20 protein-coding genes are annotated in these 20000 nt (G+C 40.1%); 13 read left to right on the top strand and 7 right to left on the bottom strand.

What is annotated here, in order from left to right:
• Positions 1–33: 33 nt before the first annotated feature.
• The 4 genes from ABZP26_RS00940 to ABZP26_RS00925 all read left to right on the top strand — a co-directional run bounded on the left by ABZP26_RS00940 (position 34) and on the right by ABZP26_RS00925 (position 3242).
• Complete coding sequence (locus tag ABZP26_RS00940) at positions 34–687, top strand: DUF2959 domain-containing protein (protein ID WP_013463802.1); 654 nt, start codon at positions 34–36, stop codon at positions 685–687.
• A gap of 138 nt (positions 688–825) precedes the next feature.
• Entirely contained in the window at positions 826–1917 is a 1092-nt protein-coding gene (locus ABZP26_RS00935) for an MBL fold metallo-hydrolase (protein ID WP_013463801.1), read from the top strand.
• Positions 1918–2005: 88 nt separating this feature from the next.
• A complete protein-coding gene (locus ABZP26_RS00930; RefSeq protein WP_028835927.1) occupies positions 2006–2431 on the top strand; it encodes a BLUF domain-containing protein in 426 nt (141 codons plus the stop codon).
• A gap of 79 nt (positions 2432–2510) precedes the next feature.
• A complete protein-coding gene (locus ABZP26_RS00925; RefSeq protein WP_368485232.1) occupies positions 2511–3242 on the top strand; it encodes a CBM9 family sugar-binding protein in 732 nt (243 codons plus the stop codon).
• Between the two features lie 159 nt (positions 3243–3401).
• On the opposite strand, the gene ABZP26_RS00920 is transcribed toward ABZP26_RS00925, so the two are convergent.
• Together ABZP26_RS00920 and typA are read right to left on the bottom strand one after the other, a co-directional pair.
• Positions 3402–3719 carry a hypothetical protein gene (locus ABZP26_RS00920; protein ID WP_016900062.1) on the bottom strand — a complete coding sequence of 106 codons (318 nt, stop codon included), beginning with the start codon at positions 3717–3719 and terminating at the stop codon, positions 3402–3404.
• 210 nt (positions 3720–3929) lie between these two features.
• On the bottom strand, positions 3930–5753 hold the full coding sequence (gene typA / locus ABZP26_RS00915; protein WP_013463797.1) for a translational GTPase TypA: 1824 nt from the start codon (positions 5751–5753) through the stop codon (positions 3930–3932).
• Between the two features lie 508 nt (positions 5754–6261).
• Here typA and glnA point away from each other — a divergent pair.
• The 5 genes from glnA (at position 6262) to ABZP26_RS00890 (ending at position 11346) form a co-directional block, all read left to right on the top strand.
• Positions 6262–7668 (top strand): glutamate--ammonia ligase, encoded by a 1407-nt coding sequence (glnA, locus tag ABZP26_RS00910; RefSeq protein WP_013463795.1) that lies wholly within the window; start codon positions 6262–6264, stop codon positions 7666–7668.
• Between the two features lie 114 nt (positions 7669–7782).
• Positions 7783–8304, top strand: a complete 522-nt coding sequence (locus tag ABZP26_RS00905) for a DUF4124 domain-containing protein (protein ID WP_368485231.1) — start codon at positions 7783–7785, stop codon at positions 8302–8304.
• An 80-nt stretch (positions 8305–8384) separates the two neighbouring features.
• Complete coding sequence (gene glnL / locus ABZP26_RS00900; RefSeq protein ID WP_013463793.1) at positions 8385–9455, top strand: nitrogen regulation protein NR(II); 1071 nt, start codon at positions 8385–8387, stop codon at positions 9453–9455.
• Positions 9456–9470: 15 nt separating this feature from the next.
• Positions 9471–10856 (top strand): nitrogen regulation protein NR(I), encoded by a 1386-nt coding sequence (gene ntrC, locus ABZP26_RS00895; RefSeq protein ID WP_010391999.1) that lies wholly within the window; start codon positions 9471–9473, stop codon positions 10854–10856.
• A gap of 31 nt (positions 10857–10887) precedes the next feature.
• Positions 10888–11346, top strand: coding sequence for a Crp/Fnr family transcriptional regulator (locus ABZP26_RS00890; RefSeq protein ID WP_013463792.1), 459 nt, complete (start codon positions 10888–10890; stop codon positions 11344–11346).
• Between the two features lies 1 nt (position 11347).
• Here ABZP26_RS00890 and ABZP26_RS00885 read toward each other — a convergent pair whose 3' ends face one another.
• On the bottom strand, positions 11348–12013 hold the full coding sequence (locus tag ABZP26_RS00885) for a hypothetical protein (protein WP_013463791.1): 666 nt from the start codon (positions 12011–12013) through the stop codon (positions 11348–11350).
• 56 nt (positions 12014–12069) lie between these two features.
• The gene (locus ABZP26_RS00880; protein ID WP_013463790.1) at positions 12070–12348 is read right to left on the bottom strand and encodes a hypothetical protein; all 279 of its coding nucleotides are present in this window, start codon (positions 12346–12348) and stop codon (positions 12070–12072) included.
• 244 nt (positions 12349–12592) lie between these two features.
• On the opposite strand from ABZP26_RS00880, the gene ABZP26_RS00875 reads away from it, so the two are divergent.
• From ABZP26_RS00875 to ABZP26_RS00860, 4 genes are all read left to right on the top strand, one after another.
• Positions 12593–12976 carry an RNA-binding S4 domain-containing protein gene (locus ABZP26_RS00875; RefSeq protein WP_013463789.1) on the top strand — a complete coding sequence of 128 codons (384 nt, stop codon included), beginning with the start codon at positions 12593–12595 and terminating at the stop codon, positions 12974–12976.
• A 96-nt stretch (positions 12977–13072) separates the two neighbouring features.
• On the top strand, positions 13073–13501 hold the full coding sequence (locus ABZP26_RS00870) for a hypothetical protein (RefSeq protein ID WP_368485230.1): 429 nt from the start codon (positions 13073–13075) through the stop codon (positions 13499–13501).
• 200 nt (positions 13502–13701) lie between these two features.
• Entirely contained in the window at positions 13702–16446 is a 2745-nt protein-coding gene (gene acnA / locus ABZP26_RS00865; protein ID WP_128583476.1) for an aconitate hydratase AcnA, read from the top strand.
• A gap of 158 nt (positions 16447–16604) precedes the next feature.
• Complete coding sequence (locus tag ABZP26_RS00860; protein WP_024601183.1) at positions 16605–16841, top strand: hypothetical protein; 237 nt, start codon at positions 16605–16607, stop codon at positions 16839–16841.
• A 46-nt stretch (positions 16842–16887) separates the two neighbouring features.
• Here the strand turns inward: ABZP26_RS00860 and ABZP26_RS00855 are convergent, their stop codons facing one another.
• The 3 genes from ABZP26_RS00855 to cysI all read right to left on the bottom strand — a co-directional run bounded on the left by ABZP26_RS00855 (position 16888) and on the right by cysI (position 19999).
• Positions 16888–17382, bottom strand: a complete 495-nt coding sequence (locus ABZP26_RS00855) for a DUF4124 domain-containing protein (RefSeq protein WP_368485229.1) — start codon at positions 17380–17382, stop codon at positions 16888–16890.
• A gap of 136 nt (positions 17383–17518) precedes the next feature.
• On the bottom strand, positions 17519–18259 hold the full coding sequence (locus ABZP26_RS00850) for a phosphoadenylyl-sulfate reductase (RefSeq protein ID WP_013463784.1): 741 nt from the start codon (positions 18257–18259) through the stop codon (positions 17519–17521).
• Positions 18260–18301: 42 nt separating this feature from the next.
• The gene (cysI, locus tag ABZP26_RS00845) at positions 18302–19999 is read right to left on the bottom strand and encodes an assimilatory sulfite reductase (NADPH) hemoprotein subunit (RefSeq protein WP_036955679.1); all 1698 of its coding nucleotides are present in this window, start codon (positions 19997–19999) and stop codon (positions 18302–18304) included.
• Between the last annotated feature and the right edge of the window lies 1 nt (position 20000).

Genomic DNA, 20000 nt, shown 5'->3' with positions numbered 1-20000 from the left:
TTACAGCATTAACACTCGTAAATAGGAATTCAGATGAAAAAACAAACATTTTTAGGGACAACCATACTTGCGTTAATGCTGATGCTCTCTGGTTGTCAGTCTGCTTATTATTCGGCAATGGAAAAAGTAGGTGTTCATAAGCGTGATATTTTGATTGACCGCGTTGAAGAAACAAAAGACTCACAACAAGAGTCTCAACAAGAATTTCAATCAGCACTTGAGCGTTTAACTACACTCATTAATTTTGATGGCGGTGAGTTGCAAGATGCTTACAATCAACTTAATGACGATTACGAGTCAAGCCTTCAAGCGGCAAACGAAGTATCAAGTAATATTAATAAAGTTGAAGACGTAGCAGAAGCTTTATTTGATGAGTGGAATGATGAGTTAGAGCAATACAAAAGTGCCTCACTTAAGCGTGAAAGCAGCAAAAAGTTAGCAGCAACACAACGTCAATTCGACCAGTTACTTCGCTCAATGCGCAGCGCCGAGAGTAAAATGGAGCCGGTATTATCATCTTTAAAAGACAACGTATTGTACTTAAAGCATAACTTAAATGCGCAAGCGGTAGCGGCTATCAAAGGTGAATTTACTAACTTAAAGCGCGATATTCAGTTATTAATGAATGATATGAACAAATCGATTGAAGACTCAAATAAATTTATTGAGCAAATGAATAAATCCTAAATATTTAACCTATTAAACTGAGCCCGCTAAAAATAGCGGGCTTTTTTATACACACTTTTTGTTACTTTTTTGTCCTTTTTTAGCAAACTGCTTTTGTTACACTTTCAGTAAGATAAAAATAACAACTAAAAATGAATTATGAAAATACATACACTTAGCTTAATCATCGCCTCCAGTGTGCTCGTTGCATGCAGCACTGCGAATAATATTGAGGTTATTGCTGGCCCTAATACCGTTATTCCACTTCATCAACAAGGTGAGCAAGCTGGGCGCTACCACAACCTCTACCCAGGCAAAAAAAGTTATCCTGTTAGCTGTGAAACTGATTGCTACCCAAAAAACAATAACTTAGTTTGTGAAACAGAGGCTGAAAACTGCCAATATCAAGGTCAGCAAAAAAATCCGCAGGTTAATGCGGGCTTTACTATTCGTTGGCTCGGACACGCAGGCTTTGTGATCAAAACCCCGAATGGCCAACAAGTTGTGTTTGATCCCGTAAAAGAGCAATTTGACTCGCCTATTGATTTAGCTTTTCGCCTTACTTCAGGATTTTATCGCAAGCCTGGCGACTGGCTCACAGACAATGAATTGAAAAACTTAGTCGCCGTTATGTATTCTCACATTCACTACGATCATTTCAATAAAGCCGATATTGAAGAAATTGGTAATCAGCCTCGCTACCTAACCCCCCTTGGCATGGCTGATAACTTTCCAACAGGTGGCTTTAACATTAGTGAAATGGCATGGTATGCAAAAACTAAAATTGATGATTTAACCATTCATGCGCTACCTGCGCATCATTTTAGTAGCCGTGTGTTAGTGCCTTTTATTTATGAAGATAACAATAAAGACCTATGGAATGGCTGGTTACTTGAGCAAAGTGGCAGCACTTTATTTTTTGCAGGCGACACTGGTTATTCAAAACACTTTAACGATATACAGCAAAAATATGGCGATATCGATGTGTGCTTAATGCCTATTGCCTCTTATTACCATAAAGAGAACGGCAACTGGTACCGTTATGTACATACCACTCCTGAGGATGCATTAACCGCAGCACAAGCGCTTAACTGTAAAGTAATGATACCGTGGGGCTATGGTAACTCAAGTTGGAAGATGGGCGATCACAGCAGCCATTCAGCACTACTGCGCTTATTGCATATGCATAAAAAAATGAACTCGAAGATACCCCTGTATATTTTAAATGAAGGTGAAAGCATCCAGCTTTAATTAGTCATTTACACAAAATGCGTTTACATAATTAGTAATAACCCCCTCACTGAACTATCTTTAATTAACTAAACAGTCAGGGGGTTTTATGTTTCTTGTGCGACTCATTTACGCCAGTAAAATAAGTAGTGGTTTTGGGCCTGAAGATATAGAAAATATTTTACAAAGTGCGCGAACCTACAATGTAAAAACAAATGTCACCGGCATGTTATGTTTTAGTAATGAATACTTTTTACAATGCCTTGAAGGCTCCAGAACCGCTGTTAATAATACCTATCAACAAATATTAAATGACAAACGCCACCACAATGTAATTATGCTCAACTATATCCAAATTCCCGAAAGAGAGTTTGAAACATGGTCAATGGGCTATGTGCCGCAATCACAGCTAACCGAGTTACTTAATCTAAAATACTCGGGTAACATTGACTTTAACCCTTTTAAAATGTCGGGTGAAAGCGCGCATTTATTAATGCTGGCATTAAAAACAAGCATAACTGGGGCAATAAGTTAATATAATAAATACAACTATGAGATTGTTTTTAATTGCTATTTAAGCCAAGCTAAATCATCTTTAATTGATGAGCTTATTAATGAAAAAAACACTACTCGCTTTTAGTTTACTTTTCACCCAACCACTTATGGCTATTGAAGTTAGTCATACATCAACAGCTATTATTATTGATGGTGTCTCTGAAAGTACATGGGATAGCGCCACATGGCATCCTATGCCGCACCTAATGGATGGCGCACTTCCCTCATCAGAGGCCGATTTTAAAGGCCGATACCGTCTTCTATGGGATGAAAACTACTTGTATTTACAAGCAGATATTAGTGACGATGTGCTGATTGATACTCACCCAAATCCAACTGATAAATACTGGGATGATGATGCCTTAGAAGTGTTTATAGATAGTGACGCATCGGGTGGGAATCATCAGTTTAATCATACCGCGTTTGCTTATCACATTGGTCTTGATAACCAAGCAGCCGATTATGGCCCTGATAAAAAAGCGCATTTATATACCGACCACTTAGTTAGTAACTGGAAGCGTAATACCACTGCGCCCTATAACATCACGTGGGAAGTGGCGATAAAACTCTACCCGAATGATTATCAACAAGGCGCAAAAAATACGCCGCTTAAATTAACTGAAAAACACGTTATTGGCTTTATGCTCGCATATTGCGATAACGACGGCAGTAAAGTTCGTGAGCACTTTATGGGCTCACACGAAGTACAGCCAGTGAACGGTGACAGAAACCGTGGATTTATAGATGCAGATGTATTTGGGAAAATCACTTTGCTACCGAAAAGTAAGTAATCACTAACTAAATAATTGATAACGAAGGTTGGGTTGAGCTAAGCGAAACCCAACAAAAATACCCTATTAACAAAAACAGAGACTTTGCAATATAGATTATTTAATTCTCAAGCACGTTTTTCCTTATATAAAGAGCGCTGCGCCCTAATAAAGCTAATTTCAGCCACCCTTTTGCTCATGATTAATAATTTTAAGAAGCAAATCAATTCTGCGATTTGTTTTTTTGGTCTGCTCCCTAATCATTCCCTGCACCACAGCTGAAGCAAGGAAAATAAAACATATTATTTGAAATATTTCAGTTTCAATATCATAGAAGCTATTAGCAATTGATAACAAAATAAAGGGTAAAAAAATTGATATGAGATCTTTCAAGCCCCAATCATTTTTTCCTAACGTTTCAAATTCATCTTTATATTTTTGCAGTTCAGCAATATGTTCTATCTCTAGTTTTGCCATAATTTCATTTTCGGTATTCACACTAGCTCACACGCACATAGTAAATATAGCTTTGATAATAACTTAATACCTCTTTTAGGTTCAATATTAAAAACTGTTTAACAGTATCGAACCAACTGCGATGCTTTAACCTGTGGACTTACGCTCTTCTCTGGCTAACTATTATCCACAAAAAAGCCGCTGTATTTTGCAATACAGCGGCTTTTAAAATCATGATTCTAAATTAATAGATTATGACTTTGGCGCACGACCCGCACGTTTACGCTCATTTTCAGTTAAATGACGTTTACGAATACGAATGTTCTCAGGTGTAACTTCTACTAACTCATCATCAGCAATAAACTCAAGCGCTTGCTCAAGTGAATAGTTAAGAGCTGGTGTTAGTGTTTGTGCTTCATCGGTACCAGATGCACGAACGTTAGTAAGTTGCTTACCTTTAAGCGCATTAACTGTAAGGTCGTTATCACGGCTATGAATACCGATAACCATACCTTCGTATACTTCAACACCGTGACCGATGAATAAACGGCCGCGCTCTTGTAAGTTAAATAATGCGTTAGTTAGTGCTTTACCTGTTGCATTTGCAATCATTACACCGTTCTTACGAACACCTAGCTCGCCACCTTTGTGCGGACCGTAGTGATCGAACGTATGGTAAAGTAAACCAGAACCCGATGTTAACGTCATGAACTCAGTTTGGAAACCGATTAAACCACGGCTTGGGATCATAAAGTCCAAACGCATACGGCCTTTACCATCTGGGGCCATATCAGTAAGCTCACCCTTACGAAGACCAATTTGTTCCATGATAGAACCCTGGTGCTCTTCTTGACAGTCAATTGTTAGTGTTTCATACGGTTCTTCTAACACACCATCAACAGTACGTAAGATAACTTCTGGACGAGATACAGCTAACTCGTAACCTTCACGACGCATGTTCTCGATTAAGATACCTAAGTGTAATTCACCACGACCCGATACACGGAAGCTATCTGGGTTATCAGTGTCTGCAACGCGAAGTGCAACGTTGTGTACTAATTCTTTGTCTAAACGCTCACGGATATTACGTGATGTTACAAACTTACCTTCTTTACCACAGAAAGGTGAGTTATTTACAGAGAACGTCATCGTTACTGTTGGCTCATCAACACTTAGTGGAGGTAATGCTTCAACGTTGTTAGGACAACAAAGCGTATCTGAAATCTTAAGCTCGCCAAGACCCGTTACCGTTACGATGTTACCAGCGTAAGCTTTGTCAGTGTCAATACGCTCAAGACCTAAGTAGCTTTGTACTGAACCAATTTTACCGTTACGTTTAGACCCGTCAGCGCTAATAACCGTAACTTGTTGGTTAGGTACAACTGAACCGCGTTTGATACGACCAATGCCAATTACACCTTTATAAGAGTTGTAATCAAGCTGTGAAATCTGCATTTGGAAGTCACCTTCAGGATCTGCATCCGGTGGTGATACTTCGTCAACGATCATCTTGAACATAGGTTCCATGTTATCAGATGCTTCGTCTAAATCTAATGTAGCCCAACCATTGATTGCTGATGCGTAGATTACTTTAAAGTCTAACTGTTCATCAGTTGCGCCTAGGTTATCGAATAAATCAAAGATTTGATCCATAACCCAATCAGGGCGAGCACCTGGCTTATCAATTTTATTGATAACAACGATTGGCTTTAAGCCTTGCGCGAATGCCTTTTGCGTTACGAAACGCGTTTGTGGCATTGGACCTTCCTGAGCATCAACAAGTAGTAATACTGAGTCAGCCATCGAAAGTACGCGTTCAACTTCACCACCGAAGTCGGCGTGTCCAGGAGTATCTACGATATTGATATGGTAATCATTCCAAGAGATAGCGGTGTTTTTCGCTAAAATGGTAATACCACGTTCTTTTTCAATGTCGTTTGAATCCATCACGCGCTCTTCATTACCGCCGCGTGTTTCTAATGTACCTGATTGCTCAAGTAGTTTATCAACCAGTGTTGTTTTACCGTGGTCAACGTGGGCGATAATTGCTATATTTCTTAACTTTTCGATGCTCATATATTCACTCAGAGAAATTGAATCTCATTGATCCTGCAGGGGCTATACGTTCTCACCTGCGCTTTCACGAGATGTCCCAGCATAGGATTTAAAAGGGCGCATATTATCCCCTATAAATGGAATGGATGAAAGTTTATCCAAAATAAAATTTCAAACTTTCTCAATAAAATAATTAACCCATTGTTTTAAAATAATTAATTATGATAATTAATTTTTAGATATTTATATAAAAAGATGGTTTTGGGTTAATTTAAAGCGACTTTACTGCGTATTTTGCATTTTCTTTGTGCTAGTCTAAGGTGATTAATTTACAAGCAATTATTGCTTTGTAAATATTGCACCACTTTGGAAAAATTACGCACTAAGATGGTGCTTAATCTATATCACCTTTATTTTATTTATATTTTTTTACATAAAAAACAAATAATTATAATAGTGGCACAAAATCAGCTTGTAAGTATTCAACGTATCTAAGCAGCAATAATAAAACCCAATAGTTGGAGGACACATGTCACAATCGGTTTTAGATTTTATTAAAGAAAATGACGTTAAGTTCATTGATTTACGCTTTACTGACACAAAAGGTAAAGAGCAACATGTTTCTATTCCTCATCATCAAGTTGATGAAGACTTTTTTGAAGATGGAAAGATGTTTGACGGTTCTTCAATTGCTGGCTGGAAAGGCATCAACGAATCAGACATGGTGTTACTACCAGATGCAGATTCAATTAAACTTGACCCTTTCACAGAAGAAACAACACTAATCGTTCGTTGTGACGTGGTTGAACCTTCTACATTACAAGGTTACGAACGCGACCCTCGCTCAGTTGCTAAGCGCGCTGAAGAGTACATGCGCTCTACGGGTATTGCTGACACTGTTTTATTTGGCCCAGAACCAGAGTTTTTCGTATTTGACGACGTTAAATACAAATCTGACATGTCAGGTTCAATGTACAAAATTGATTCTAAGCAAGCAGCTTGGAACTCAGATAAAGAATATGCAGATGGCAATACAGGCCATCGCCCAGGTGTTAAAGGCGGTTACTTCCCAGTTGCACCTGTTGATGATTTCCAAGATTGGCGTTCTGCAACGTGCCTAGTTTTAGAAGAAATGGGTCAAGTTGTTGAAGCGCATCACCACGAAGTGGCGACTGCCGGTCAAAACGAAATTGCAACGCGCTTTAACACTATGGTGTTAAAAGCCGATGAAATCCAAGAAATGAAATATGTTATCCACAACATGGCTCACCTTTACGGTAAAACGGCAACGTTTATGCCTAAGCCGGTTGTTGGTGATAACGGTTCTGGTATGCACTGTCACCAGTCTTTAGCAAAAGATGGCGTAAACTTATTCGCAGGTGATAAATACGGCGGCCTTTCTGAAGATGCACTTTACTACATTGGCGGTATTATCAAACATGCTAAAGCGATCAACGCTTTTGCTAACGCGTCAACTAACTCGTACAAACGTTTAGTACCTGGTTTTGAAGCACCGGTAATGCTTGCATACTCGGCTCGTAACCGTTCTGCGTCAATCCGTATTCCAGTGGTTCCATCTGCAAAAGGTCGTCGTATCGAAGTACGCTTCCCAGATCCAACAGCTAACCCATACCTTGCTTTCTCTGCAATGCTTATGGCTGGCCTTGACGGAATTAAAAACAAGATCCACCCTGGCGATGCTATGGACAAGGACTTATACGACTTACCAGCTGAAGAAGCGGCAGAAATTCCAACAGTTGCTTCTTCATTAGATGAAGCATTAGCTGCGCTTGATTCAGACCGTGAATTCTTAAACCAAGGTGGTGTATTCACCAATGACTTAATCGATGCTTACATCGCACTTAAGTCAAAAGAAGTTGAAAAACTTAACATGACAACTCACCCAGTTGAGTTTGAAATGTACTACAGCTGTTAATTTATTAACCGATAAATAATGTGTGTTTTAAGCCCGCTTTGCGGGCTTTTTTTATGGTAAATTTAACGGTTCTACACTAAAGTGAAGTTAGTTTAAACAATGCAGGATAGCTGGATGGTAGGTAAGATTTTGTTGCTATTAATAGCTTTAATGTTAAGCCTTAATAGCCATGCGAGCGATAAAAAAATTTACGCATGGAAAGACAAAAATGGGGTGCTGGTTTTTTCAGATACTCCTCAGCCAGGCGCTAAAGAGGTTAAACTCACGAGCCAACATCTCAGCATGCCCGCTACAAACACCGATATTCTTGATACTGCTCCTACTAAAACAGCAGTAAAGTTTAGTATTAGTATTTCATCGCCTGAACCACACCAAACTATCAGGGAAAACACGGGCTCTGTGTATGTCTCTACCCGTATTGCCCCTCGATTTGAAGCTGGATTTACCATTGGTTTATTTTTAGATGGCTTTGCCATTGGTGCACCGAGCGATACGACAACACTGGCGTTAAGAGATGTGGAGCGAGGCCAACACACACTGCAAGTTAAACTTTATAATAAACAAAATCAGGTAATTGCAACCAGTCCTGAAAGTGTATTTTTTATGCACCGTAAAGGCCTTAACATAGGTCGATAATTACAATTAAGTACGCGTGTTTAGCGTATATTTTCTAAAAACCTTGCCTACCTTCCCAGGCGCACTAAAATGGTGCAATGATGATTAATAAAACACATTTTAGCCCAGAGCTACTGAATATAATTTGGCAAAACCAAACCACCGCCCTGATGTTACTTGATGAAAGCTTTCAGCTTATTTACGCTAACACCAGTGCCAGTGAATTACTTGGCTTAGGCGAAAAACGTTTGCTAGGACAAGCATTCGACGATTTATTTAACTACCATTCTATCGACTTAAAACGCATTGCACAGTACTCGTTAGTTGATGGTGTAGACTGCCACCAGCACAGAGCTGACGTGGTGTTTATCGATTCTCGCCATGCAAAATTAGCGGTAAGTACTCGGCGAATAAAACATAACGACACCTATTATATTTTATTTGAATGTCGACAAACCGATGACGAAATAAAGCACGATCAGGTCTCAAATCAAATGCATCAATACCAAGCTGCACGTAACTTAATTCGCGGTTTAGCCCATGAAATTAAAAACCCGCTGGGTGGAATTCGCGGGGCGGCGCAATTATTGCAGTATGAGGGTGATCAACAAGAAAGAGATCAATGTGCAGAACTGATAATTGAACAAGCCGATCGGTTGCGTGAATTAGTTGATAGACTCCTTGGGCCTAACCAACTACCGCAAAAATCGTATGGCAATATACATCAAACATTAGAGTCGGTTGTTAAACTCAGTACGTTAGATAACAACCGCGATATTCGGTTAGTTAAAGACTACGACCCGAGTATTCCTGATGTTTATATTGATCAGAGCAAAGTTCAACAAGTGGTGCTTAATATTGTGCGTAATGCGCAACAGGCATTGGTGGATGGTGGCGAAATAAAAATAAAAACACGGATTAATTATCAGCATCGTCGTCCGGGAAAAGCCCCTAAAAAGGCATTGCTTATTCAAGTAATGGATAACGGCCCAGGTATTGATGCTAATTTACGCGACACCTTATTTTACCCTATGACCACTAATAAAGAAGGTGGCTCGGGACTTGGATTATCTATAGCGCAAACCTTGATTGATCAACATGATGGCTATATCGAATGCGATAGTTGGCCAGGACATACTGAATTTAATATTTATCTGCCATTTACAGATTAATACTTTGGAGTTTGCATGAAAACAGCTTGGCTTGTAGATGATGATGCCTCAATTCGCTTTGTACTAGAAAAAGCACTGACTCGCGCAGGGTTTGAAGTAGAAAGCTTTGCAGATGCGCAAAACGTTCTTAATGCACTAAAATTTAGTCAACCCAGTGTGTTAATTTCAGATGTAAGAATGCCGGGGATGGACGGGATGGCGTTACTTGAGCTGATAGCTGAGCAAACCCCTGGCCTACCCGTTATTATTATGACCGCACACTCTGATTTAGACTCAGCGGTTAATGCTTTTCAAAAAGGTGCGTTTGAGTACTTAGCTAAACCGTTTGATTTAAATGAAGCCGTTGCGCTAGTGGAAAGCGCCTATCGTGCTAATTCGACCAAAAAAACCAAACGAAAAAGCGCGCCACCCAAAAGCGCTCATATTATTGGCGAAGCCCCTGCTATGCAGGAAGTGTTTCGTGCTATAGGCAAACTCTCAGCATCCAGTATGAGCGTACTCATCAATGGTGAATCAGGTACCGGTAAAGAGTTGGTTGCCAGCGCCTTGCACAATCACAGCCCGCGTAAAGAAAACCAATTTATTGCTCTTAATATGGCCGCTATTCCTAAAGAGTTAGTTGAGTCTGAATTATTTGGCCATGAAAAAGGCGCTTTTACGGGGGCCGATAGCGTGCGTAAAGGGCGCTTTGAACAAGCCAATGGCGGTACCTTATTTTTGGATGAAATAGGTGATATGCCACTTGATGTACAAACCCGCTTGTTACGCGTATTAGCCGATGGCGAGTTTTACCGCGTTGGCGGCCATCAAAGTATAAAGGTGGATGTGCGCATTATTGCTGCCACTCACCAAAATTTAGAAGAGCTGGTAAAACAAGGTAAGTTTAGAGATGACTTATTTCATCGTTTAAACGTGGTTCGCTTACGCTTGCCGGCTCTACGCGAGCGCCCCGAAGACATAGAACGCTTAGCGCTACACTTTTTACATAAAAGTGCAAAAGACCTGCAAGTAGATAGTAAAGTACTTAGCCCTAAAGCGATTAAACAACTGTGTTTATTTAATTGGCCAGGAAATGTTCGCCAGCTTGAAAACACCTGTCGATGGTTAACCGTAATGGCACCTGGGGAGCTGATTGGTGAGCAAGATTTACCCCCTGAAATTATTGATAATGCAGCCGCAACTCAAGAAGGCGATTGGCTAGATTCATTTCAGCAATGGCTTAATCAAGAGTTTAAACAAGGTAAAGAAAATATTTGGCCGGATATTCAAGCCCAGCTGGAAACCCGCTTAATAAAAACAGCACTCGCTAATTGTTCAGGCCATAAGCAAGAAGCCGCGGTAAAAATTGGTTGGGGTCGCAATACGTTGACCCGTAAATTAAAAGAGCGCAATATTAGCTGATATTTTATAAGGCTAGCGCCCTAGGTTATTGATGAAGTTAATTGAAAACATCCCTTTGTTTAAGCAAATGGAAATTATAAATCGCTTAGAATTCTTTAAAGAGTTCACGCTTAATGAACGTCAAATTCTTTTAGAGTCGTTTGGATTATTATACTTAGTAAGTAAAAATCAGTTTTTATTTAAAGAGTTTGATAATGACAAGCGACTTTTTATTGTCCTCAGTGGCTCTTTGATGGTGTTTAAGCATAGTCACCTACTGGAACTGGGTAGTATAGAGCCTGGTGAATTTATTGGTGAAGGCGCGTTTATTAATAACCGAGAGCGCAGCATTAATGCACGCGCCAAAGAAAATGCCATCGTACTGGCTATTACTGCCGATGCCCTTACCCGCCTACCTAATGTTATACGCGAAAAAATTAAAGACCGTATTATTGAAGGAATGAGCCTGCGCATAGCTAAACTAAGCGAACATATAGAAACCCACGGTTAAATCAGTCCATATAAACAATTTGTAGTGAGCAATCAAGCCAACCAGGGGTGTTAACGCTTGCGGTATATGTGTAGGTATCTGACGGCTTGGCGCCAAAGGGGGTATTTACAAGCGGCTGCGAATGACTGTATGTTTGCGAATAGTCTTTAAAATAAACAACAACATAACCATATAAATATTCCCAGTTTAGCCTCACGATTGCGCCACTTGGTAATGTAAACTCAACAGCTTCATTTGCAAATTTGACTGCTAAATCATTGTATTTATCTTCGCTGCAATGAGTTGTTCTCAGCTGTTTAGGCATAACAAAATTTCTATTGGCATCAGCATTTTTTAAATAAAAGCCTATATTGCCATCACCATAAAAATGATTTGAACGACTTGTATAATTAACTTGTGGCGCGTACCCTAGCTCTTGCATTATAGCTGCAAGTTGCTCCGTCTCTTTGGGGTAAATTTTATCGCTTGAGAGTAGTAATGTGGCCTCACCAAAATCTGATGGGATTGCTAGTTCTACATATTCATAGGGAAGAGTTTGTGCATTTAGTGCAGCATCTAGCTGGTTGCGCTGTTCACCTTGCAAGTTTTCAATAAAAACATAAACAGTAGGTCGCTGGCACGCAGCTAATAAAAACACCAATACACATATTAAAATTCCATTTTTCATTATCACCCCCAATCGATTACAAGTGTAGTCTATAAGGGGTGATTTAAAATGGCAATTTAATTTATTTGGTTATTTAACCATGCATCAACACTCTGGCGATTATAAAGTACTTCATTAAATAAACGATGTCGTTCAAATACCAGCTCGCTTTGTTTGGTTTTAAGCCCGCTGACTAACTGACTATGGGTGTCATTAAACTTGGAGATAACTGAAAAACCACGTTCAGTGTCTTCTTGTACCTGCTGAGCCAAATGCTTTCTAACATCATCAGCAGTTAACATATCTGAATTGTCTAAGCCCATTAGCTCTTTTTTCATCGCTAATCTTATGCCCATGTTTTACTCCACTGTTTATATTCAATCTCTTTTTACGACAGATATTGGCAATAAGCGCGCCAATGTGTAATTTTTTTCACGCGAAGTGTAGTCTTGAATTACTTCAGTTTTTTTAAAGACAAATGAAAGAGGTAAAAAGTTTCATAAAAAATGCACAATCATCGCATCTAACAAACGCACTTTGGTGCAAAATAACCAGCTAGCCTTTATACTACAGCTAATGCCACCCCCACAGAGAAACATGATGAACGAAGAATATATAGAAATTGAATTAGAAGAAGAGCCTATAGAGCTTTGTAAATTATTAAAAGTATTAGATCTAGTTGAAGGTGGTGGCCAAGCAAAAAATCTAATTAGCGGTGGCTATGTAGGTGTTAACCATGAAATTTGTACAATTAAACGGAAAAAATTATACAGTGGCGATGTTCTTACATTTGATGGCGAGTTGTTCCAACTGACGCTAAGTGAAGATGCAACTCCTGCAGAGCGTCCTGTTATTGATGAAACAGTTACAGCAGAAAAAGCCGCGCCAGTAGCAACAACAGAGCCGGCTAAAAATAAGCGCAAACGTACTAAAAAACCTAAAGTGGATGAAAAAACGGGTCGTCGTCCTATTTCGTTTGGCTAACATTCGCTTACGTCATATGTATTATTAAAAGCCAGTTTGCATCACTGGCTTTTTTATTCTTTAATAGAATACCAATAATAAAAAATCGATGCTTACATGTCAGAAAACACTACAAACCGCTGGATAAAACCCGTACTCATCACCGCCCTGTTATGGAATATATTAGGTGTTTTTGCATTTATCATGCAGCTATTATTAACACCCGAAATGGTAAGTAAACTCCCACAAGAACAACAACTTGCTTATAACAGCCAACCTCTATGGGCTACTTTAGCGTTTGCTATTGCAGTATTTGGCGGCGCATTAGGGTGCGTACTTTTATTATTCAAAAAGTCACTAGCCGCATTAACATTAATAATCTCTTTGGCAGCGGTTTTAGCTCAGCAATACTATAATTTTATAATTATTAATAGCATTAGCTTGTTTGGCGTTAGCGCTATTTTTATGCCTATTGCAGTGACCTTAATTGCGATTGCATTGGTGTATTTAAGTTTCCACTTAAAACAACAGGACTACTTTAAATAACACTTTTTTGAGTTTAGTTTTGTGGTCAATTATTACTCAGAGCATCCCTTGAATTTTAACTTTTGGCCTTCATCTCTATTTATATAACAGTCAAAAAAATTACACTGCATGGTATTTTTTTATCATGGTACACAGTTTGCAAACTACTACAGAGGTCACTTTTTCAAGAATATCAATCTAATTTATTGAAGGGACAAATAATGAAAAATAGTTTCGACACCCAACAACAGCTTACTATCAATGGCGAGCAATACCATATTAACTCGCTCATGGGACTTGGCGATAAAGCCAAACGCCTGCCTTTTTCGTTAAAAATATTACTAGAAAATTTATTGCGTAATGAAGATGGTGTGAATATTAAAGAGCAAGATATTCAGGCACTACTAGATTGGGATCCAAAGGCTAAGCCCTCGGCCGAAGTAGCCTTCACCCCTGCCCGCGTAGTAATGCAAGATTTTACCGGTGTCCCTGCTATTGTTGACTTAGCCGCCATGCGTGATGCGATGGAAAAGCTTGGTGGCGATCCTGCAAAAATAAATCCGCTTTCTCCGGCTGAACTGGTGATAGATCACTCAGTACAAGTGGATGGTTACGGTAAAGATGGCTCATTCGACTTAAATTCAAAACTAGAATATGAACGTAATAAAGAGCGCTACGAGTTTTTACGTTGGGGTCAAACCGCATTTGATAATTTAAAAGTGGTGCCACCAGCCACAGGTATTGTCCATCAAGTAAATTTAGAATACTTAGCACGTGTAGTGTTCAATGATACAAAAAACGGTAAATCGTTAGCCTATCCAGATACACTGGTTGGTACTGATTCTCACACAACCATGATCAACGGCCTAGGCGTACTCGGTTGGGGTGTAGGCGGTATTGAAGCCGAAGCCGCCATGCTTGGCCAACCTATTAGCCTACTTATTCCTCAGGTCGTTGGCGTTAAATTAAATGGCCGCTTACCTGAGGGCACTACAGCAACAGATTTAGTATTAACTGTTACTGAAATGCTACGAAATCATGGTGTGGTAGGTAAGTTTGTTGAGTTTTATGGTGACGGGCTTGCCGACTTACCACTGGCCGACAGAGCGACTATTGCCAACATGGCACCAGAGTATGGCGCAACCTGTGGTATTTTCCCTATTGATGATGAAACGATTAATTACTTACGCTTAACTAATCGCGATGAAAAGCAGCTTAAACTGATTGAAGATTACGCAAAACATCAAGGTTTATGGCGTAATGATGGCGATGAAGCACATTATACCGATAAGCTAGAACTAACTTTAGATGATGTAGTACCAAGTCTTGCTGGCCCGAAACGTCCACAAGACAGAATCACACTGGATAAAGCCGGTGATGTTATTGGTCAACACTTAAAAGACTTCCAAGACGAACGTATGGCACGTCGAGATAAAAGCGATGAAGAGCAAGCGCGTATTGAAAGTGAAGGCCCTACTACCAATCCTGACGAACCCACTGATGAAGCGCAGTTTATGGGCGCAGCAAAAGTTAACTTTAATGGCCAAGAGTTTGAATTAAACGATGGCGCCTGCGTCATTGCTGCAATCACAAGCTGTACTAATACCTCTAATCCAAGCGTAATTTTAGCGGCAGGATTGGTGGCTCAAAAAGCACGTCAATTAGGTATTAATGTAAAACCTTGGGTTAAAACGTCTTTAGCACCAGGTTCGCAGGTGGTTACCGATTACCTTGAAAAAGCAGGGTTAATGGATGATCTTGATGCGCTTGGTTTTAACTTAGTTGGTTATGGCTGTACCACCTGTATCGGTAACTCAGGCCCATTAGCGGATGAAATTTCAGAAGCTATTCAAAAACATAAACTAATTGTAAGCTCTGTTTTGTCGGGTAACCGTAACTTTGAAGGGCGTATTCACCAAGACGTTAAAATGAACTTCCTCGCGTCGCCACCACTTGTAGTAGCTTATGCTATAGCAGGTAGAACCGATATTGATGTATACAACGAACCACTTGCGCAAGATAAGCATGGTAACGATATATACCTTAAAAATATTTGGCCAAGCGTTAAAGAAGTGAGTGAGCTTGTAAAAAATACGGTAACTAAAGAAATGTTCGAAAAAAGCTACGCCAATGTTTACGATGGCGACAGTCGCTGGCAAAAAATTCAAATACCTGATGGTAAGCTTTACGATTGGGATGCTGCCTCGACTTATATCAAAAAAGCGCCATTCTTTGATGGTATGAGTGTTGAACCGCCGGGGATCCCAAAAATAGAAGGTGCGCGCTGTCTAGCTAAACTAGGCGATTCAGTGACTACCGATCATATTTCACCAGCAGGTGCGATTAAAGCGGAGGCACCCGCAGGACTTTATCTACAAGAAAATGGGGTAGAAAAAGCACAGTTTAATTCTTATGGTTCTCGCCGTGGTAATCACGAAGTGATGATGCGTGGTACATTTGCTAATGTGCGCCTTAAAAACTTACTCGCCCCCGGTACTGAGGGCGGTGTCACTCGCACTCAACCTGACGATAAGCTAGAGAGTATTTATGATGCGGCAATGGCATATCAAGAGAGTGGAACACCATTAGTGGTTCTAGCAGGTAAAGAATATGGTACCGGCTCCTCACGAGATTGGGCTGCAAAAGGCTCATTACTACTCGGTATTAAAGCTGTGATAGCACAAAGCTATGAGCGTATTCACCGCTCGAACCTGATTGGTATGGGCGTATTACCTTTACAATTTAAAGAGGGTGAAAGCCATGAGTCATTGGGCTTAACGGGGCAAGAACAATTTGATATTCAAGGTTTATACGACAAAACCGACGAAGTCAGTGTCATTGCCACCAACAGTGAAGGTAAACAAGTTAGTTTTAGTGCCGATGTGCGTATTGATACCCCTAAAGAGTGGGATTACTACAAACATGGCGGGATTTTGCAGTACGTATTACGCAATATGCTCGACTAACTAGGCATTAAACAAGGTAGCTTAAAAGCCTAGCTCAGCAATGAGCTGGGCTTTTTTACATTCGCTATAGAAGTAAATATTGATACACCCTTGCGCTAAATCAATGTTGCTCTATCAAGATACCATACACTAAGAAGACACGCTGCGCAGAGGTCGCCATGTCTTCAATAGTAATGATAAGACTACTTAAAACATCTATTTTGCTTGGGTTATGCCTGATTGTGACAGGCCATGTATTAATTGTATCGAGCTACTTTACCAGCCAGTACGGTATTAAAGGCATTATTACTGCAGCAGCGTGCATTGCAATTGGTGTGTTTTTATCACTGCCAACTAAAATTTATTTAACCATATTATTAATGGAAGCAGAAAAGCGCTACTTGAAATCGCAGTAACCACCTAGGGCTAAAAGCCGCTGAAACTTTCGACTTCTTTACTGCGTTACTCAATTCTCTTTTTGGCTTTTTCAGCATCTTCAAACAACTTATTAATTGACTCACTGTTGTATATTTCAGGCGCTCGCTGAGGAAAAGGTTTTGCAGCAGATTTAGCACTGCCACTTAATATAGCTGTATCTTCGGCTACCACAACATTAATATCTGCAGGGTCAAGGTGCACTTCAATACTCTTGCCATTTTTATTTGGCACATCGGAGAAATGCCACTGCCCTTGCTCATCTTGCCACTTATAAATTTTACTTTGAGAGTCAGATGCTAACGGTGACGATGTGATTTTATCTCCTACTTTTTTAAGCTCAAGTGTGAGCTGTTCGAATGTATTAGATGAAAGCGCTACCACTTTATCTTTAATAGAAAAAGATTCATTTTTAATCAATGAGCTGGTTAGCCAAGGTTGCCCATTTGGCTTTTTAAGATAAAACAAAGAGATAAGAGCAATGACCATTACTGATATTGCTAAGTAGGTAAAGTATTTCATAGCGTTCCTGCTGTAAATTTAATCCTTTATTATCATTAATATAATAAAAAAACAGCAGTCAGGCAATTATTTTCCACAAAATAAAAACGCAGCTTTAGCTGCGTTTTTAAATTTATAGCTTTGAATAATAAGGTAATTAAATTCCATCACCATCAATATGCAAGCCACACTCACGGTTCAGCCCAAAAAAGCGGGTTTCTTCTTCGCTCATTCCTGGCTCTAATTTACGCGTAGTGTGTACATCACCCATAGACACATAACCTTGCTCCCATAATGGGTGGTATGGCAGATCATGTTTAGTGAGGTATTGGTACACATCACGATTATTCCACTCAATAATAGGGTACACTTTTACTGTACCCCGGCTTATTTCTAAAACTTGTTTTTCAGCACGGCTCGACGATTGATCTCGACGCAAGCCACTAAACCAAGTGCTCGCGTTAAGCTCTTTTAAAGCACGCGTCATTGGCTCTACTTTATTGAGCTGGTTGTATTGCTTAATACCTTCTTCACCAAGCTCCCATAGTTTTCCAAATTTAGCCTCTTGCCAAGCAGGGCTCAACTGCGCTTTATACACTTTTAAATTAAGTGATAAACGCTCGCTCATCTGATCGATAAACTGATAGGTCTCTGGAAATAGATAACCCGTGTCTGTTAGTACAACTGGTATATCGGGGCGCTGTGATGTCATTAAATGCAACATTACCGCTGCTTGAATACCAAAACTCGATGATAAAAACGCGGTGTCAGGCAAGTGCTCTAGCGCCCATGCAACGCGCTGCTCAGCACTCATGTTAGCCAGCAAACCGTTCGCATCAGCTAACATAGCCTGTTGGCTTTGCTTATCTAGCTGTAATATGTTTTTAAATTCACTCATGGTCAATTTTAAACCTCACCAGCGCGGTGCGCTGCTTTTAAATTATGCGTAAAAATCGGTAACAGATACTTTTACTTCTGCAACAATACCCTTGCGAATAACAAAATCACCAAAGCATTCGCCTTCATTGCGCTCACTAACCCATTGCCCAATCAGCTTATCAAATGCCTCTAGGTAAACTTCTTCGCCCACATTTTCAAGATAAAGCTTAGGGATACGCGTACCCTCCGTATTCCCGCCAAGGTAAACGTTGTACTTACCTGGGCCTTTACCTACTAATCCAGCTTCAGCTAGCATGGCACGACCACAGCCGTTAGGGCAACCAACCACACGCATAATAATGCTGTCATTAGGTACTCCATGCTTGGCCAATAAGCCTTCTATTTTTTCAATTAAACTCGGTAAGTAACGCTCGGCTTCGGCCATCGCTAAAGGACAAGTCGGCAGTGATACACACGCCATTGAGTTTTTACGTTGCTCAGTGTCTTTGTCATCAATCAAACCGTGTTCACGCGCTATTTTTTCAATGATTGCTTTTTGACCTGCAGGTACACCGGCAATAATTAAGTTTTGATTGGCGGTCATGCGAAAATCACCTTGATGAATTTCTGCAATCTTACGACACCCTGTTTTCAGTGGCTTATTGGGGTAATCTAAAATACGACCACTTTGGATAAAGAGCGTTAAGTGATGTTTACCGTCAATGCCTTCAACCCAACCAATACGATCCCCTCGATGAGTAAACTCATAAGGGCGGCTTGGTGCAAAGCTCACGCCTGCACGTTTTTCAACTTCTGCTTTAAATACATCAGACCCAACACGGTCAAGTGTGTATTTAGTTTTTGCATTTTTACGATTTGAGCGGTTACCCCAATCACGCTGAACAGATACCACGTGCTCAGCAATTTTTAACGTATCTTCTAGGCTAATAAAGCCAAAGTCGTCCGCTTTACGCGGGTAGGTTGCTGTATCGCCATGGGTCATGGCAAGGCCACCCCCTACTAGCACGTTAAAACCAACTAATTTACCGTTATCAGCAATCGCCACAAAGTTTAAATCGTTAGCATGTACGTCCACCTCATTATTAGGTGGTATCGTCACTGTGGTTTTAAACTTACGCGGTAAATAAGTTGAGCCTAAAATTGGCTCTTCTGTAGTTTCAGATTTTTCACCATTGAGCCAAATTTCAGCGTATGCCTTCGTTTTAGGTAATAAGTGTTCAGAAATTTTTGCTGCCCACTCGTAGGCCTCTTGATGTAACTCAGACTCAACCGGATTGGTAGTACATAACACATTACGGTTAACATCACCGGCGGTTGCAATAGAATCAATACCCACGCTATTAAGTAGCTGGTGCATACCTTTAATTTCAGGTTTTAATACACCATGGAACTGAAATGTTTGGCGCGTAGTTAAACGAATACTGCCATAGCTGGTTTTCTCCCCAGCAAACTTATCAATTGCTAACCATTGCTCGGGCTTAATAATACCGCCAGGCATACGTGCACGCAGCATGACATTATGTAGTGGTTCTAGCTTTTGCTTAGCACGCTCGGGACGAATATCGCGGTCATCTTGCTGGTACATGCCATGAAAACGAATTAACTGGAAATTATCGGCAGTAAAACCACCGGTAATTTCATCTTTTAAATCTTGCGCTATAGTGCCGCGTAAAAAGTTACTTTCTCTTTTTAAACGTTCGTTATCAGAAAGCTTTACGGTTTTATCTTGTTCGCTCATT

Source organism: Pseudoalteromonas sp. SD03, assembly GCF_040937955.1.
Taxonomy (GTDB): Bacteria; Pseudomonadota; Gammaproteobacteria; order Enterobacterales; family Alteromonadaceae; genus Pseudoalteromonas; species Pseudoalteromonas tetraodonis.
This window is presented reverse-complemented; position numbering and strand designations above follow the sequence as displayed.